The sequence below is a fragment of the Cryobacterium sp. BB736 genome (assembly GCF_014980265.1).
GTDB lineage: Bacteria > Actinomycetota > Actinomycetes > Actinomycetales > Microbacteriaceae > Terrimesophilobacter.
The window spans coordinates 1-15590 of sequence record NZ_JABXWQ010000003.1 but is presented as its reverse complement, the minus strand read 5'-3'; the positions used below and the strand labels follow the sequence as shown (position 1 = coordinate 15590).

At 64.5% G+C, this 15590-nt stretch carries 19 protein-coding genes and 2 tRNA genes; 12 read left to right on the top strand and 9 right to left on the bottom strand.

Annotation, left to right across the window (positions count from 1 at the left end; all coding sequences use genetic code 11):
• Positions 1-76: transfer RNA gene (locus IRG63_RS08175), tRNA-His, on the bottom strand.
• Positions 77-115: 39 nt separating this feature from the next.
• A complete protein-coding gene (orn, locus tag IRG63_RS08170; protein WP_168626791.1) occupies positions 116-736 on the bottom strand; it encodes an oligoribonuclease in 621 nt (206 codons plus the stop codon).
• A gap of 82 nt (positions 737-818) precedes the next feature.
• On the opposite strand from orn, the gene IRG63_RS08165 reads away from it, so the two are divergent.
• From IRG63_RS08165 to IRG63_RS08155, 3 genes are all read left to right on the top strand, one after another.
• On the top strand, positions 819-1094 hold the full coding sequence (locus tag IRG63_RS08165; RefSeq protein ID WP_168626792.1) for an oligoribonuclease: 276 nt from the start codon (positions 819-821) through the stop codon (positions 1092-1094).
• A 62-nt stretch (positions 1095-1156) separates the two neighbouring features.
• Positions 1157-1229: transfer RNA gene (locus tag IRG63_RS08160), tRNA-Arg, on the top strand.
• A gap of 197 nt (positions 1230-1426) precedes the next feature.
• Positions 1427-3523: a hypothetical protein gene (locus IRG63_RS08155; RefSeq protein ID WP_168626793.1), complete on the top strand. Its 2097-nt coding sequence runs from the start codon at positions 1427-1429 to the stop codon at positions 3521-3523.
• 25 nt (positions 3524-3548) lie between these two features.
• On the opposite strand, the gene IRG63_RS08150 is transcribed toward IRG63_RS08155, so the two are convergent.
• The 4 genes from IRG63_RS08150 to IRG63_RS08135 all read right to left on the bottom strand — a co-directional run bounded on the left by IRG63_RS08150 (position 3549) and on the right by IRG63_RS08135 (position 6758).
• A complete protein-coding gene (locus tag IRG63_RS08150) occupies positions 3549-4412 on the bottom strand; it encodes a hypothetical protein (protein WP_168626794.1) in 864 nt (287 codons plus the stop codon).
• Between the two features lie 73 nt (positions 4413-4485).
• Positions 4486-4728, bottom strand: coding sequence for a hypothetical protein (locus IRG63_RS08145; protein ID WP_193509826.1), 243 nt, complete (start codon positions 4726-4728; stop codon positions 4486-4488).
• Between the two features lie 75 nt (positions 4729-4803).
• Complete coding sequence (locus tag IRG63_RS14085; RefSeq protein WP_193509825.1) at positions 4804-5751, bottom strand: EamA family transporter; 948 nt, start codon at positions 5749-5751, stop codon at positions 4804-4806.
• 2 nt (positions 5752-5753) lie between these two features.
• A complete protein-coding gene (locus tag IRG63_RS08135) occupies positions 5754-6758 on the bottom strand; it encodes an aldo/keto reductase (RefSeq protein WP_193509824.1) in 1005 nt (334 codons plus the stop codon).
• Positions 6759-6775: 17 nt separating this feature from the next.
• On the opposite strand from IRG63_RS08135, the gene msrA reads away from it, so the two are divergent.
• From msrA to IRG63_RS08100, 7 genes are all read left to right on the top strand, one after another.
• Positions 6776-7303, top strand: coding sequence for a peptide-methionine (S)-S-oxide reductase MsrA (gene msrA / locus IRG63_RS08130; protein WP_193509823.1), 528 nt, complete (start codon positions 6776-6778; stop codon positions 7301-7303).
• Positions 7304-7333: 30 nt separating this feature from the next.
• Positions 7334-7543: a methyltransferase gene (locus IRG63_RS08125; RefSeq protein WP_168626799.1), complete on the top strand. Its 210-nt coding sequence runs from the start codon at positions 7334-7336 to the stop codon at positions 7541-7543.
• Between the two features lie 97 nt (positions 7544-7640).
• Positions 7641-8126, top strand: a complete 486-nt coding sequence (locus IRG63_RS08120; protein WP_193509822.1) for a single-stranded DNA-binding protein — start codon at positions 7641-7643, stop codon at positions 8124-8126.
• 38 nt (positions 8127-8164) lie between these two features.
• Positions 8165-8674, top strand: a complete 510-nt coding sequence (locus IRG63_RS08115) for a hypothetical protein (RefSeq protein WP_193509821.1) — start codon at positions 8165-8167, stop codon at positions 8672-8674.
• 199 nt (positions 8675-8873) lie between these two features.
• Positions 8874-10400, top strand: a complete 1527-nt coding sequence (locus tag IRG63_RS08110; protein WP_193509820.1) for a hypothetical protein — start codon at positions 8874-8876, stop codon at positions 10398-10400.
• Between the two features lie 208 nt (positions 10401-10608).
• The gene (ettA, locus tag IRG63_RS08105) at positions 10609-12291 is read left to right on the top strand and encodes an energy-dependent translational throttle protein EttA (protein WP_193509819.1); all 1683 of its coding nucleotides are present in this window, start codon (positions 10609-10611) and stop codon (positions 12289-12291) included.
• Entirely contained in the window at positions 12291-12746 is a 456-nt protein-coding gene (locus tag IRG63_RS08100; RefSeq protein WP_168626803.1) for a thioesterase family protein, read from the top strand. The genes ettA and IRG63_RS08100 overlap by 1 nt, the downstream gene beginning before the upstream one ends.
• On the opposite strand, the gene IRG63_RS08095 is transcribed toward IRG63_RS08100, so the two are convergent.
• From IRG63_RS08095 to IRG63_RS08085, 3 genes are all read right to left on the bottom strand, one after another.
• Positions 12740-13231 carry a hypothetical protein gene (locus IRG63_RS08095; RefSeq protein WP_193509818.1) on the bottom strand — a complete coding sequence of 164 codons (492 nt, stop codon included), beginning with the start codon at positions 13229-13231 and terminating at the stop codon, positions 12740-12742. The genes IRG63_RS08100 and IRG63_RS08095 overlap by 7 nt on opposite strands.
• 75 nt (positions 13232-13306) lie before the next feature.
• Positions 13307-13774, bottom strand: a complete 468-nt coding sequence (locus IRG63_RS08090) for a DUF2231 domain-containing protein (protein WP_193509817.1) — start codon at positions 13772-13774, stop codon at positions 13307-13309.
• Complete coding sequence (locus IRG63_RS08085; protein WP_370566213.1) at positions 13771-14202, bottom strand: ubiquinol-cytochrome c reductase iron-sulfur subunit; 432 nt, start codon at positions 14200-14202, stop codon at positions 13771-13773. The genes IRG63_RS08090 and IRG63_RS08085 overlap by 4 nt, the downstream gene beginning before the upstream one ends.
• A 125-nt stretch (positions 14203-14327) precedes the next feature.
• Between IRG63_RS08085 and IRG63_RS08080 the strand changes: the two genes are divergently transcribed.
• Both IRG63_RS08080 and IRG63_RS13975 read left to right on the top strand, forming a co-directional pair.
• A complete protein-coding gene (locus tag IRG63_RS08080) occupies positions 14328-14834 on the top strand; it encodes a sigma-70 family RNA polymerase sigma factor (RefSeq protein ID WP_193509816.1) in 507 nt (168 codons plus the stop codon).
• Positions 14831-15484 (top strand): anti-sigma factor, encoded by a 654-nt coding sequence (locus IRG63_RS13975; RefSeq protein ID WP_304505266.1) that lies wholly within the window; start codon positions 14831-14833, stop codon positions 15482-15484. The genes IRG63_RS08080 and IRG63_RS13975 overlap by 4 nt, the downstream gene beginning before the upstream one ends.
• Positions 15485-15590 lie beyond the last annotated feature (106 nt).

Genomic DNA, 15590 nt, shown 5'->3' with positions numbered 1-15590 from the left:
TGGGGTGATCGACGGGACTCGAACCCGCGGCATCCGGCACCACAAGCCAGCGCTCTACCAACTGAGCTACGACCACCATGTGCGACCGAGAAGGTCGCAACGACACACCATCCTATTACAGGCGCGCACCGAATTCTTGCACGACCGAAAGGCCGACCGCTTGGGCCTCGTCGCTGTTCGGGCCGGGAGGGGCGACAAACGCCGCACGCCGGTAGTACTCGAGTTCGCGAATCGACTCCAGGATGTCCGCCATCGCGCGGTGCCCGCCGGCTTTCGGCGGCGCGTTGAAGTACACGCGCGGGAACCAGCGCTTGGCGAGTTCCTTGATGGAGGAGACATCGACATTGCGGTAGTGCAGGTGAGCGTCAACCCGCGGCATATAGCGCGCGAGGAAGGTCCGGTCGGTCCCGATGGTGTTGCCGGCGAGGGGAGCCTGCTGCTGCACCGGCACGTGCTTCAGGATGTATTCGTTGACTGCGAACTCGGCATCGGAGAGCGACATCCCGTTCTCCAGTTCAGCCAGCAGGCCGGACTCGGTGTGCATGTCGCGCACGAAGTCCGACATGTTTGCGAGGGCGCTTGGGTCCGGCTTGATGACCACCGTGATGCCTTCATCGAGCACGTTGAGGTCGAAGTCGGTGATGACGACCGCAACCTCGATCAGCTCGTCGACGGAGATGTCAAGTCCCGTCATCTCGCAGTCGATCCAGACGAGTCGATCGGAGCCGTTTGCCATCCCACGAGTCTAACGGCGCACGTGAAGACGTGATTCTTTCCAGCACTTACCGCCGTCAGTCGTCAAGTGGTAGTAATGGGCTATGACCGATCAGACCCCAGACCTGAAGCGCGGCGACGAGTACATCGTCTTCTATAAGGGCGGCCCCAACGACGGTCGCATCGACCGTCGCATCAGCACGGATGGTTCGTGGGACGAGGAGCTGACTGTCGTCGCATCGATCGACGGCAAGGAAACCCTCATCAACTACAACTTCGAGTCGTGGCGCGAGCTCGGCGACCAGTACCAGGTCGAGTACATCTACGACCCGAAGGACAGCGACGAGCTTGAGGACCCAGAGGACCGCAACGACCTCTGACGATTCGTCAATTAAATGCCGGGTGCCGTATGGGTGCTGCGGTATCGTGGTAGCGCGTTTTCGCCCTCGTAGCTCAGCGGATAGAGCAGGAGCCTTCTAATCTCTTGGTCGCAGGTTCGATTCCTGCCGAGGGCGCGTGTGAGTTGACCCGCCAATTCGGAAAACTGCCAGCTAGTTCGGAAATCCCTCTCCGGAACTGAGGGCGAAACTGACGTCAGGTATCTGTTCCGGAGGCGCCGATGCGAGCCATGGCCGGACCGCAGTCTCGAGGTCTTCGAGAACCGCTGCGCAGAACCCTTCGTGTCGTCATCGGTCTGATGGTGTGTGTCGCTGTGGCGGCGTCCGCCGTCGCGTTCTGGGCGATGTCTGGCGGTGTGCAGGCAGAGGTCGTCGCAAAGTATCCGGGGCCCGCAACGCGCGTGGTGCAGGGTTCCGCGGAGGTCCATGTCGTGTTGCAGGTCGGATGGTTCAACCGCCAGAGGAACTTCGACATCGTGCTCACCGGGTCAGGCGGCGAGATCGTCGATGGACGCAATGTCCAGAGCAACACGGGGGTGCTGTCCTTCACGCCCGAGGTGCCCTTGAGTGCGGGGACGTATGGGGTGGAGGTACACCATCGCGAGTCACCGTCGTCGAAGGACAATGTCATCGATTCGTGGCCCATAACAGTCGAGCCTGCGCCAAGTCTCTCCGACGGATCGGGCGGCAGCATACTCGTGGTGGCGCGACAGGGGACCAGGGACGCCTATCTGGCAGAGATCCTGCGGGCCGAAGGATTCACAGGATTCGACACCGTGACTCCGGAGGAGCTCCAAAGCGACCTGCTCGCAAGCCATCCAGTCGTCATCCTCGGCGCCATGAGCTCGACGGGGCCGCACCTTGCCCAGGTGGAGTCCTGGGTGATGGGCGGCGGTGAACTGATCACGATGAAGCCGGAGGGCGGGCTGGCCGAGCTGGCTGGACTTGAGCCAACCGGGCTGGCGCTCGAGGATGGCTACCTGGAGATCGACACCACACAGGCCCTTGGGGTCGGCCTGACAGCCGAGGCCATGCAGTTCCATGGTGGCGCGCTGCTGTACACGACCGGGTCGGAAAGCCAAACCATCGCGACCCTATCCCCTGACCGGGAGCGCTCCGGCCCGCATCCCGCGCTGACCTTGACCGAAGTTGGCAATTCCGCTGGACACATCGCCGCCTTCAGCTACGACCTGGCGACTTCGGTCATCTACACCAGGCAGGGACATCCGGATGCGGCGGGAAGCGAGCACGACGGCTCGGCGCCCATCCGGCCGAATGACCTCTTCATCGGAACAACCGATGAACCGGACTACCTGGATCAGTCCAACATCGGGATCCCGCAGGCCGATGAGCAGATGCGCCTACTGAGCAACGTGCTGGTGGAACTACACGGAGACACGTCCCCGCTGCCGCGGTTCTGGTATCTGCCCAACGGTGAGAAGACCGCCTTGGTGATGACAGCAGACGACCATGGGACCGAGGACGGGACCAGACAGTCCTTCGAGCGGATGCTGTCCTTGGCCGAGCCCGGATGTGATGTCGAGCGGTGGGAGTGTCCGCGCGCGACGTCCTGGCTGCATCCGCCGACCCCACTCGCCGCAGAAGACGCTGAACGCTACTGGGACCTGGGGTTCGATCTGGGGGCTCACGTCTCCACGGGCTGCGCGGACTGGACCGAGGAGTCACTCGACGCTGCGTTCGCCGCATCCATGCTGCAGTTCCGCAGCAGGCATCCTGCCCTTCCCGACCAGACAGGCCACCGCCTCCACTGTGTCGCCTACAGCGACTGGCTGGGCCTGCCGACCGAGGAGCGCCAGTGGGGCATCCGCCTCGACATGAACTACTACAACTGGCCACCGGACTGGATCCGGGACCGGCCCGGTTACATCACCGGGTCGGCGCTGCCCATGCGGTTCAGCGACGAGGACGGCCGGATGCTGGACGTCTTCCAGCAGGAGACACACCTGGTCAATGAGACCTGGATGGGTTCCACTGCCGGTATCGACGAGCTGATCACCGCGGCGGAGGACGAACGCGGCTACTACGGGCTGCTCGGCACACACTACGACTTCAGCGATGACTTCGATCAGAAGCTGATGGACGTCGCCGTCCGCAGGGACATTCCGATGATCTCCGCTGGGCAGCTGCTCGACTTCACCGAGGGGCGCCAGGCTTCAACGTTCACGACCGTGGACAGCACCGGCACGGGCGACGTGGCGTTCGAGGTCCAGGTGGACCCACGCGTCGACGGCCTGCTCACCGGCATGCTTCCGGCGGACTTTGGAGAGAGGGTATTGACGTCGCTGACGGCTGACGGCGTAGCGGTCGACTACGACGTCAAGCGCATCAAGGGGATCAGCTACGCCTTCTTCCAGGTGGATGACCTCCGTTACCAGGCCGGGTACCGCTGAGCCGGACCTGCCGGCGAACGGTTGCTCAGCCGTAGTGCTCGCCGTCGTCCGGAGCGATGCGCTGACGAACCGTGCTCGCCGACTTCGGCATCGGTGTCTGCTCAAATGCCTTCGTGTCGTCAGCAATCCCGGCCGAGTCGTCTGCGGGGGAGTCGCCGGCGGAAGCGCCGGGGGCGGCTGGCATGGCGAACGCACCGGACTGTTGACGGAGCGGCGCACGCTGCGGTTCGATCGGTCGCGCGACCGCTTCTGAACCCTGCTGCACCGGGGTGGCGGGGGTGGTGAAGACACTCGGCGGGTTGTCTTCGACGACGGGCTTGGAGCTGGCTTCACCGGCCGCCTGCTGCGCCGCCCAGGCCTGCTGCTGAGCGATGAGTTCCTGATCGGTGAGCGACGCCTCGTAGGCCCACGAGTCGAGATCGTTCTTGAAGAGCTTCTTGGCGCGACTCGGCTTGTCCTGCCACTCGAGCATCCGGCTGCGGAATTCGATCAGCGATTGCTCCGCCTGGAAGCTGAACGACACGGCGTTCTTCTTCATCTCGGCGATCTCGTGGATGGCCCAGTCGGCAGCCATCGCCGCCCCGGTCACCGGCAGGAGGCGAACCTGCACGTCGGCCTCGAGGGCGACGTGCTCAGCGTGCTGCTGCTCGGGAGCGGACAGCGAGTTCCAACGGGCCGCGCGACGAGCGGATGCGATGAGCGCGGTGATCGCCGCAGCGCGCTTCTCCCGCTCGTGCAGTTCGACTATGCGCTTGGTGGCTGCTCGCCCGATGAGGGCGGCGATGATTCCGGCCACCAGTATCGCGAGAGCCGGGATTATCGCGGTGGTCATCACCTGCTGCCCGGCCTCTGAATTGAACCAGTCAAGGAAGTTGTTCCACCACTGCATGGCTGAACCTTACCCACTGTTGGGGGTCATTCACCTGAAATTGCGGGCGAGTCTCGCGCTCCGCGACGCTGGGTCAGCGCAAGGCGTCGACGGCCTCATCGAACGCCCAGAACTCGCCGACGACGAGGAAGTGCTGGGCGCGCGCGACGAGCCGCTTGGCGCGGAATCGGATGCCGCGGGGGTCGCTGAACTGCTCGACGTAGCCGAGCACCTCACCGTCGGGGCGGGTCACACGCCACAGTTCGCTGTGCAACTGCATGCAGCGGACGCCGAAGCGATCGCGTGTCGACGTTCCGGCGTAGTCGAGTCGTGCCATCCGTTCTCCTCGTGTGCAGCCGGCCGCTGTGGTCTCGGGATGCTACCGACGTTACGGTGGACCACCGACATCGCCTCAGGTGATTCGCGCTTCCTGGTCGATGATCGCGAGGTCGGGGTCGACCACCTTGTTGATGCGAGCCGTCTGCGCGAGCACGATGCCAACCAGGACGACGGCAGCACCGACCAGCTGTAACGGTGTCAGCAGTTCACCGAGCCAGACCCAGGCGAACGCGAAGGCGAAGATCACCTCGGCGGATGCGGTGATGCCGGCCGCGGTGGCCGTCAGGTAGCGCAGGGCGAGCAATGAGAGCAGGAACGGGGCGAACGAGCCCAGCACCACATTCCAGGCGACCAGCATCCAGAGCGGCACCGCAACCGCTTCGAGGTGACCGCCGAGCGGGACCGCCTCACCGAGCCCACTCACGTCGAGCGAGCCGAGGTCGCCGAAGATCACCCAGAACAGCGCTGCAAACGACATGGACCAGAACCCCACCGCCATCGGTGAGGACTTGCCCACTTCGCGTTCACCGAGCAGGAAGTACAGCGCAAGGGCGACCGCCGCGCACGACGCCATGAGCACGCCCAACGGGTTGAGGTCACTGTTCCAAACCCGCGCCACAAGCGCCAGACCGATCAGCACGAACCCGATGGCGACCCACAGGCGCGCCCGCACCCGTTCACGCAGGACGAAGAACGCAAACAGCGCGACGATGAGGACCGCCATGTACTCGATGAGCAGCGCGATGCCCACCGGCACGAGGCTCACCGCGACCGCATATGTGAACTGCAGCAGCGCCACACCGAACACGCCGAGGACGGCGAGCACCGCTGCCTGGCGAAGCGTGATCCTGAATGCCTTACGGTCGCTGACCAGCAGCACAATGGCTGCGATCAACGCGGTGCCAGCGACACGGAACAGCGTGACGTGCGCCGCGCTCAGCCCGCCCTCGACGAGCACCTTGGTGACGCTTCCATTCACTCCGAAGAGCAGCGCCGCAAGCAGCGCCCAGAAGTAGCCCACCGCTAGTGAAGTCCGGTGCCGTGCACCGCGTACGGCTCGATAGCGGCGATCTCGTGCGCCTCGAGCGGCGGCGAGTGCAGCGCATCCAGGCTGTCATCGAGTTGCGCGACGCTGCTCGCGCCGATGATGGCGCTGGTGACCTCACGCTGCCGCAGCACCCACCGGAGCGCCAGTTGCGCGAGGGTCTGACCGCGGGAGTCGGCGATCGCCTGCAACGCCGTCGCACGCTCGAGGTAGCTGGAGCTGACGTTCTCGGCGTTGAGCCAGCGGCCCTCGGCGACGCGTGATCCGGCCGGGACGCCCTTCAAGTACCGGTTGGTCGCCAGTCCCTGGGCGAGCGGGGAGTAGACGACGCAGCCGACGCCGAGTTCGCCCAGCGTCTCGAACAGCCCGTCTTCCGGCGTGCGATCGAACAGGTTGTAGCGGGGCTGGTGGATCAGCAGCGGGATGCCGTGACCTGCGAGCGCCTCGTACGCCGCCCGAGTCTGCACCGGGTCATAATTCGAGATCCCCGCGTACAGTGCCTTCCCCTGCTTGATCGCGGTGGCGATGGCGCCCATGGTCTCGTGGATCGGCGTATCCGGATCCGGTCGATGCGAGTAGAAGATGTCGACGTAGTCGACGCCCATCCGCTTCAGCGACTGGTCCAAGGACGCGAGCAGGTACTTGCGCGAACCCCATTCGCCGTACGGGCCCGGCCACATGTTGTGACCCGCCTTCGTCGAGATGATGAGCTCGTCACGGTAGGGCAGCAGGTCCTGCCGCAGGATCGTGCCGAAGTTCGACTCGGCGGCGCCGGCTGGTGGGCCGTAGTTGTTCGCCAGATCGAAATGCGTGACACCGCGATCAAAGGCGCGCCGGATGATTGCGCGCTGGGTCTCGAGCGGACGGTCATCGCCGAAGTTGTTCCACAGCCCGAGCGAGATCTCGGGCAGCTTCAGGCCGCTCATTCCGGTGCGCACGTACTGCGTACGCTGGTAGCGATCCCGGGCAGCCTCGTAGTTCATGGCGTTAGCCTAGAGCCATGGAGACATACGTTCTGGCTGGCGGTTGCTTCTGGTGTCTCGACGCGGTTTACCGCACTCTCACCGGTGTCGAAGACGTCGTATCCGGATACACGGGTGGCGCGACGGCGAACCCGTCCTACGAGGCGGTGTGCACCGGAACCACGGGGCACGCCGAGGCCGTCGCGGTGACGTTCGACCCCGCGCAGATCCCCGGCGACGTCATCCTGGACGTGTTCTTCACACTGCACGACCCGCGTCAGCTGAACCGCCAGGGCAACGACATCGGAACGCAGTACCGCTCGGCGATGTACTACGCGAACGACGAGCAGAAGGCGCTGTTCGAGAATGCCATCCGGAAGGCCGATGAACTCTGGGACGGAGGCATCGTCACCCAGCTGGAACCGCTCGGTGAGTTCTACCGCGCCGAGGAGTACCACCAGGACTTCTTCGCCAAGAATCCGGGGCAGGGCTACTGCCTCGCGGTCGCGGTGCCCAAGGTCAACAAGGTGCGCAAGTCGTTCGCGCCGTACGTGAAGGCCGCCTGACCGCTCACGCGCAGTCGGATGGAGGGCGCCATGGCAGAGGAAACCACCGAGAAGACCTGGGTCGCCTTCGGGCCGGCGGGTGCGATCGGCAGCGTCCACCGCGTCGAAGGCGAGTACACCTTCAAGCTGCTGACGGATGACGCGCCACGTGGCCGCTATCCGTCGCTCGAGGTCGCGAAAAGTGCGCTGTTCGCGGCGTTGCCGCCCGGCTCGGACTGGCCGGAGTTCCGCGAGCACTGAGCTTTCCTGTCCTCACCAGCGCAACAGGCTTCCTTCGGTACAACCGCTGTTCGCATCCCCTCGCGAGATCGTCGGATGACGCCCCCACACTGATTGCATGAGCGACATCATCACGATCAGGGGCTTCGTCGCCACGGAGCCGAGGCACATCCGAAACGACTCGTTAGTCATCACCGACTTCCGAATCGCGACAAGCCAGGGGTATTGGAATCGGACGAAGAAGGAGTGGGTCGAGCAGGACTCCAACTTCTACTCGGTGAGCACCTACGGGGACCTCGCTGAGAACGTGAACGGATCGGTCCACAAGAGAGAACCCGTCATCATCACCGGCAGGTTGCGAGTCAAGGAATGGGTGAGTGGTGAGAAAAAGGGCAAGGACGTCGAGATCGTGGCTGATGCCATCGGCCACGACCTGAGTTGGGGCGCGTCGCAGTTCAAGCGGACGCGGAATGTAACCGTGAACCAGGAGGCGGACAATGCCTTCCCCAGCGCTCCGGATACCTCGGCCGAGCCCGCGACCGACGTCGGACAGGCATCGCTGCCCATCCAAGATGAGCGCGAGGAAGTCGCCACACCGTTCTGAACTCCACCGCTTGGCCGCACACCCTTAGAATCGTCGGCGTGACGAACTGGTGCCGGCAAAGCCCCGCTGCTTCCGGCATCCGGAGCCGGCTGTCCGTCGCGGCCGTGCTGCTGGCCGGCAGTCTCGCGCTCACCGGGTGCGTCGCCGGGCAACCAGCCGAGGTCGAGGTGACCAGAACGTCCGAGGCGAGCGCGAGTGCTCCGCCGAAGCCGGAGCGTGATCCCGAACTTCTTCCCGGTGGCAGTGCGCTCGCCAACCGGGACTACTTCGACTTCGTCAACGAGCGACTGCTCGAGCGGGCGCCGGATGCACAGGGCAAGGCGATAATCGACAACCTGGTCGCGGCCGGGTTCGAGAAGGCCGCGATGCAGGTGACACCGGATGCGACGCCAGGCGGGCTTGCGGTGGACTCGATCGAGTTCTCCGTGCTGGCGGGTGAGGACTGCCTGATCGGTCAGGTCCGCAGCGCCGATTACACGAGCACCATCGCGCCGATGTTGAGCAACGGCGCGTGCCTCGTCGGAAAGACGCGCGTCATCGACTGGTGATCCCGCGTCAGCCGAATTGGCGCCCAGCCTGGCCTCTCTGAGCCACATTCAGAGTGGAGATTCTGTCGGTCGGAAACCACCCCTAACGGCGCCTCCGTGCGCTGCCGTTGGTTTGTCGCAATGAAGGTGACGAGTTCGGTACGCTACGGACGGAAGCCCATCGCGATGACCGCGTAGGCGCACTGATCGATGGGGATTCATGGGAGAGTTGATACTCGCGCGCGTAGGTGACGCTCAGGCGCTCCTCGCCGAGGCGATTCGGACGACCGATAGCACGCCGGAGTCCATGCTGGACCGATTCATTGAGATTCGACCAGGAGTTGAACGCGAGCTACTGGCGAAGACGAATCACTTGCTCACCGGTCGTCGTGGTGTAGGCAAGTCAACGTTGTTGTTTAGGGCGCGCGTCTCGCTACGAAAAGTGGGCACGCCGGTGGTATCCATTGACATGGAGTCCTTCAAAAATCGCGCTTACCCCGATGTGCTGATTGAGATTGTGCTCCGTGTGCTGTCGGAGACAACGGCGCTTGTGAGGCCATCCAAGTGGATTGCCAGGATGGCCCTCTTCCGTACACTCAAGCCGCTGTTTGCGGAACTCAATCAGATCCTCGGGGATCCGCTGGTCGTCCAAAATCAGGTGACGCGAGAGCGCTCAAAGACAAGCGAAGGTGGGCTCGGAGGCACGTTTGCCATCCCAGCAGATGTGCTCAAGCTGAGCGCGACATTCAAGTCTCGCCGGATCAATCACACGGGCGCGGCACAAAGGGCCGAATATGAACTCAGCAAAGATGAACGCATCCGTGCTCTAATCCCTCAGTTGAACTCTGCCTTTCGTCGCCTCATTTCTGAGTCCGGCAAGGAACACGGCCTAATCTTCCTTGACGATTTCTATTACGTGGGTCAGGCCGATCAGGCAATGGTCTTGGACTTCATTCACAGGGCGGTGAAGGGTTCTGGCTACTACCTGAAGGTGGGTGGTCTTGGGACGCGACTGCAGCCATTCAAAGACGGCGACCCGCCAATCGGGATGCAGGTGGGCCACGACATTTCTCGGTTGGCGCTGGATGTAACTCTGACGGACTTCAATACCGCGAAGCGCTTCCTTGAGGACGTTGTCGAAGGCATTCTGGCCCCGCTCGGCGTCACTGTCGGGCACTTGCTAACAGATGACGCCCGAGACCGGATGGTTCTTGCTTCAGGCGGTGCGGTGGCGCGCGACTATATAACACTCTTGAAGGGCGCCCTAGAGAAGACCATCGAGCGTCTCTCGCAGGATGGCCCTCTTTCCGCGGACGCCGCTGTACGCGTGCGTACGGCGGACGTTCAGAAGACAATGAGTCTGCTGACCACTCTGCGTGAGGAAGACTCCTTCAAGGTGGATGCTCTTTCTGATGCCGATGCTCTACGAGAACGGTGGCGGCATATCGCGCGGTTCACTAAGAACGCCGATACTGTGTTTATTCTCGTGCCACAGGCTGTGTTGGATGATCGGCGGATTGGCAGAGAAATCAGTCAGCTCGAACAACTCCGACTACTTCATCGAATCAAGGAAACCACCGCAAATTCCGTGAAGTGGAAGGGGCAACCGATGGTTGCCTACATGACGGACTTGGGAGCCGCTGCTCAGCAACGGCTTCGCGTCGACATTCCCCCGTTCTGGCGCAGCAATGCAGAGAGTGAAAAGTTGCGTCGGGCAAGTTGGGTCTACTCCCCAGACTTGGGATGAGCTTTGAGCGGAGCCTGTTCTTCGGGATGGTGGCTTGGTCGGGGCCAAGACGATCCTCAAAGCCTCTTGCCCGGTCTCAGGCGTCGACGAGCACCATCGCGCCAGTGTTGAGCAATGGCGCGTGCCTGGTCGGGAAGACGCGCACCATCGACTGGTGACCCCGCGCCAGCCGAATTGGCCCCCAGCCTGGCCTCTCTAGAATGGGGTCATGGCCGAATACATTTACTCGATGGTGCGCGCCCGCAAGGCGGTTGGCGACAAGCTCATCCTTGACGACGTCACGATGGCGTTCCTGCCGGGCGCGAAGATCGGAATGGTCGGCCCGAACGGTGCCGGCAAGTCCACGATCCTGAAGATCATGGCGGGTCTGGACCACCCGAGCAACGGGGAGGCGCGCCTCTCGCCCGGCTACACCGTCGGCATCCTGATGCAGGAGCCCGAACTGGACGAGTCCAAGACCGTGCTCGAGAACGTGCAGGAGGGCGTTGCCGAGATCAAGGGCAAGCTCGACCGGTTCAACGAGATCTCCGCCGCGATGGCCGACCCCGACGCCGACTTCGACGCGCTGCTCGCCGAAATGGGAACCCTCCAGGAGGACATCGACGCCGCCGACGCGTGGGACCTCGACTCCCAGCTCGAGCAGGCGATGGATGCGCTGCGGACGCCGCCGGGGGACTACTCGGTCGAAAACCTTTCCGGTGGTGAGAAGCGCCGGGTGGCGCTGACCAAGCTGCTGCTGCAGAAGCCCGACCTGCTGCTGCTCGACGAGCCCACCAACCACTTGGACGCAGAAAGCGTGCTCTGGCTCGAGCAGCACCTGCAGAAGTACGCCGGCGCCGTCATCGCGGTCACCCACGACCGGTACTTCCTCGACCACGTCGCCGAGTGGATCGCCGAGGTCGACCGCGGCCGCCTCTACCCGTACGAGGGCAACTATTCGACCTACCTGGAGAAGAAGGCCGAGCGCCTCCAGATCCAGGGCAAGAAGGACCAGAAGCTCGCCAAGCGACTCGAAAGCGAACTCGAGTGGGTGCGCAGCAACGCCAAGGGCCGTCAGGCCAAGTCGAAGGCGCGTCTCGCCCGCTACGAGGAGATGGCAGCCGAGGCGGAGAAGACCCGCAAGCTCGACTTCGAGGAGATCGTCATCCCACCGGGTCCGCGACTCGGCGATGTCGTGATCGAGGCCCGCGACCTGCGCAAGGGCTTCGAGGACCGGATGCTCATCGACGACCTCAGCTTCACCCTGCCACGCAACGGCATCGTCGGCATCATCGGCCCGAACGGTGTCGGAAAGACGACGCTGTTCAAGACCATCGTCGGTCTCGAGCCGCTCGATGACGGTGACCTGAAGGTCGGCGAGACCGTGAAGATCTCCTACGTCGACCAGTCGCGTGCCGGCATCGACCCGAACAAGACGCTGTGGGAGGTCGTCTCCGGCGGGCACGACTTCATCGAGGTCGGCAAGACCGAGATCCCGTCGCGCGCCTACGTGAGCAAGTTCGGGTTCAAGGGACCCGACCAGCAGAAGAAGGCTGGAGTGCTCTCCGGCGGTGAGCGCAACCGGCTGAACCTCGCGCTGACCCTCAAACAGGGTGGCAACCTGCTGCTCCTCGACGAGCCCACCAACGACCTGGACGTCGAGACGCTGTCCAGCCTGGAGAACGCGCTGCTCGAATACCCCGGTTGCGCCGTGGTCATCACCCACGACCGGTGGTTCCTCGACCGCATCGCGACCCACATCCTCGCCTGGGAGGGCACCGAGGAGAACCCGGCCAAGTGGCACTGGTTCGAGGGCAACTTCGACGCCTACGAGGAGAACAAGATCGAGCGTCTCGGGCCGGAGGCGGCGAAGCCGCACCGGTCCACGTACCGCAAGCTCACGCGCGACTGATGCGCGTCCACGTTCCCATACACCTGCGATGGGGCGACCTCGACGCGTACAACCACGTCAACAACGTCACGATGCTGCGGCTGCTCGAGGAGGCGCGTGTTCGCGTCTTCTGGGCGCCGGAGTCAGCGGATGACGTCCCCCCGCCGACCGCGATCATCGAGGCCGGCGCAGGGTCGCCGACATTGACGCTGATTGCCAGTCACCAGATCGAGTACGTGCTGCCGATGGAGTACCAGCGAAAGCCCATCGACGTGCAGCTCTGGATCGGACGGATCGGCGGCGCGAGTGCCGACCTCTCCTACGAGGTGTACGCCAAGGGCCAACTACACGTGAAGGCGACGACAACGATGGTGTTCATCGATGCAGCCACGGGCCGGCCGCGCCGGGTGAGCGACGCGGAGCGGGAAGCGTGGGCTCCGTACATCGAGGAGCCCGTCTCCTTCAAACGTCAGTAGCTGAAGCCGCTATCCGGCATGTCGGTGATCTTCTCGCCCGAAGGGTCGACCACCCACCACACGTCGTTGAACGCCTGACCGGCCACATCGCCTGGCCCGGAGTCGTCCGCGTACGTGTACAGCGGCCATCCGTTCAGAGTCACCTGCTGACCGCCCTCGATCGCCTCGATCGTGCCGACCGTCCCTGTGACTCCTTCGACCGTCGGAGCATCCGACTCGGTTATGACCGCCGGCCACAGCGCAGCGCACGCGTCTTCGCACGCCGACCGGTCGGTGCCCTGGGTGTCGTTGTCGAAGACGTAGACGGTCATCCCCTCGCCATCAACGACGATCTCTCCCAGGTCGCTGGTCGCGACCGCGAGCTCGGCTCCCTCGGTCACAGTGCCCGGCTCATCCGTTACCGGCGGCGTCTCGGTCGGGCTGCACCCGGCCAGCAGCAGCAGGGCGACTGAAACGCCGGCGGCTGCGCTGATTCCCTTCCTCATGACTGACCTTCTTCTCTGTCCGGGCGCGTTTGGCGTCCCGACGTTAAGAACGAAAGCGATGGCCGGATGGTTCAGTCAGAAGTTGCCGGTCCAGACCGAGGCAGCGCCCGCCTCACCGATGATGGCGACCATCACCACTGAGCCGACGGCCGCGACGACTACAACGAAAGTGATCAGAAGGCCGCCGACGATTCGCGGCCCGCCGTTCAGACGATGAGATGTCCGGTGCCAGATGTACTGCCCAACGGTGGCGACGAACAAGCCGATCACCCACCACAGCATCAGCGGTCCGAGCGCCGCGTGGTGCTCGACCAGCGGAGTAGGTGCAACGCGTTCCTGCAGCCATTGGCCCGCCCAGATCGTCACGGGGACGACCAGCAGGGCGACGAGCGCCAGCAGCGGGGTCACAATCCCCAACCGCCGGCGAGCCGCGGGCCAGAACGCGGCGAGCAGCGCGCACAGGGCGGCCAGCGGGATGATCACGACAGTCAGATGCACGATCAGCGCGTGCACCGGGAGGCCACCCACGACCCAGTCGATCACGACGTCACCACCGCTCCATCCACCACCTCAACGTCGATCTTCGCAAGCGGCTCTGGGGCCGGCCCGTTGATGACGGCTCCCGTCGCCGCGTCGTAGCGCGACCCGTGGCACGGGCAGTCGTACGACGTCTGCATCGCGGCCACGGTGCATCCTTGATGCGTGCAGATGGCACTGAATGCGACGACCTCGCCCTCTGTTGGCTGCGCCAGCACGATCGGGGCGCCGCCCACTTTCGCCGAGGCAGTGCCGCCGACAGGGATGTCGGACAGCTTCACGAGCTCGGTCCCTGCCTCGAGCGAGCCGTTCCCAGTGGTGCCGCCCGGTGAGGTGGGCGTGCAACCGGCCAGTGCGAGAACACCCACACCCAAGGCGGCCGCGCCGCCGTTAGTGATCAGCGCTCGACGGCCCAGTGTCGGAAGGTTGTCCACGATTCTTTCCCCATCGTCGGTGTCGGAAGTGTCAACTGTGTCACGGCCACCGCGTCGGATCGGTTCAACGTGCGGTGAACTTTTTTCGACGGGCGTACGTTGTAAGTCATAGGAGGAAACGTCGGATGCCCGATCAGCAGGCCCAGTTGCTTCGTGCGCTGCACGATGAGCACGCCGCCGCGCTGTGGCGGTACGTGCTGTGGCTGTGCGGCGACCGGCAACTCGCCGAGGACATCGTGCAGGAGACGCTGTTGCGGGCCTGGCGGCGCCCGAAGGTGCTCGATCAGAGCGAGTCATCCGCTCGCGCGTGGCTGTTCACCGTCGCCAGGAACCTGGTGATCGACAACTACCGCAGCGCGCGTGCTCGAAACGAGTTGGGCGCCGCTGAACTGCCGGAGCGCGCCGTCGACGATGGGGTCGACGCGGCGCTGGACCGTTGGTTGGTGGCGGATGCGCTCGCCGGGCTGTCCGAGGAGCATCGCGCCGTCGTTGTCCTGTCCTATTACCGGGGACAGTCGATCGCTCAGATCGCCGACGCGCTGGAGTTGCCGCAGGGCACAGTCAAGTCGCGACTGCACTACGCGCTGCGTGCCCTGCGGCTTGCTCTGCAGGAGAGGGGGGTGACCGGATGACTGACATCTACCGGGACTGGGATGCCGCGTATGTTCTGGGTTCGCTGTCTCCGGCACAGCGGCGCGAGTTCGAGGATCACCTGACCGAGTGCGCCACCTGTCGTGCCGCGGTCGCAGAGCTCGCGGCGGTTCCCGGGTTGCTGTCTCGTGTGCCGCTCGATTGGGCAGAGGGCGAGGGGAATCGGGTCCCCGAGTCGCTGATGCAGGGGCTGGCGCACGCGGCGCACCGTCGCCGTCGCATCCGGACGATTGGCGTAAGCCTCGCCGGAGCGGCAGCGGCGGCCGCCCTCACCTTCACGCTCGTCGCACCGGGGTTCATCGGCGAGCGTGAAGGTGTAGCGGAGTACTCGCTGTCGCAGGTGGCAGCGAGCCCACTGGAAGCGGATGTCAAGCTCACCCCGCACGAGTGGGGGACGACGATCGACATGGAGTGCCGGTACACCGACGGGAAATCGTACGATGCGCCGGCCGACTACGCACTGTGGGTCACGGATGCCGAAGGCAACGAGGTCGAACTCGCCACCTGGACGGCGCGGCCGGGCGGAACGACCGAGCCGACCGCATCCACCAAGCTGTCAATCGAGGAGATTCAGCGTATCGACGTGAGATCCGTGGACACCGGCGCGGTCCTCCTTGCCGTCGAGCCATGACCCGCCGCATCACCCATTGAGTCGGGGGGGGGGGGGGGGGGGGGGGGGGGGGGGGGGGGGGGGGGGGGGGGCGGGGGGCGGGGGGGGGGGGGGGGGGGGGGGGGGG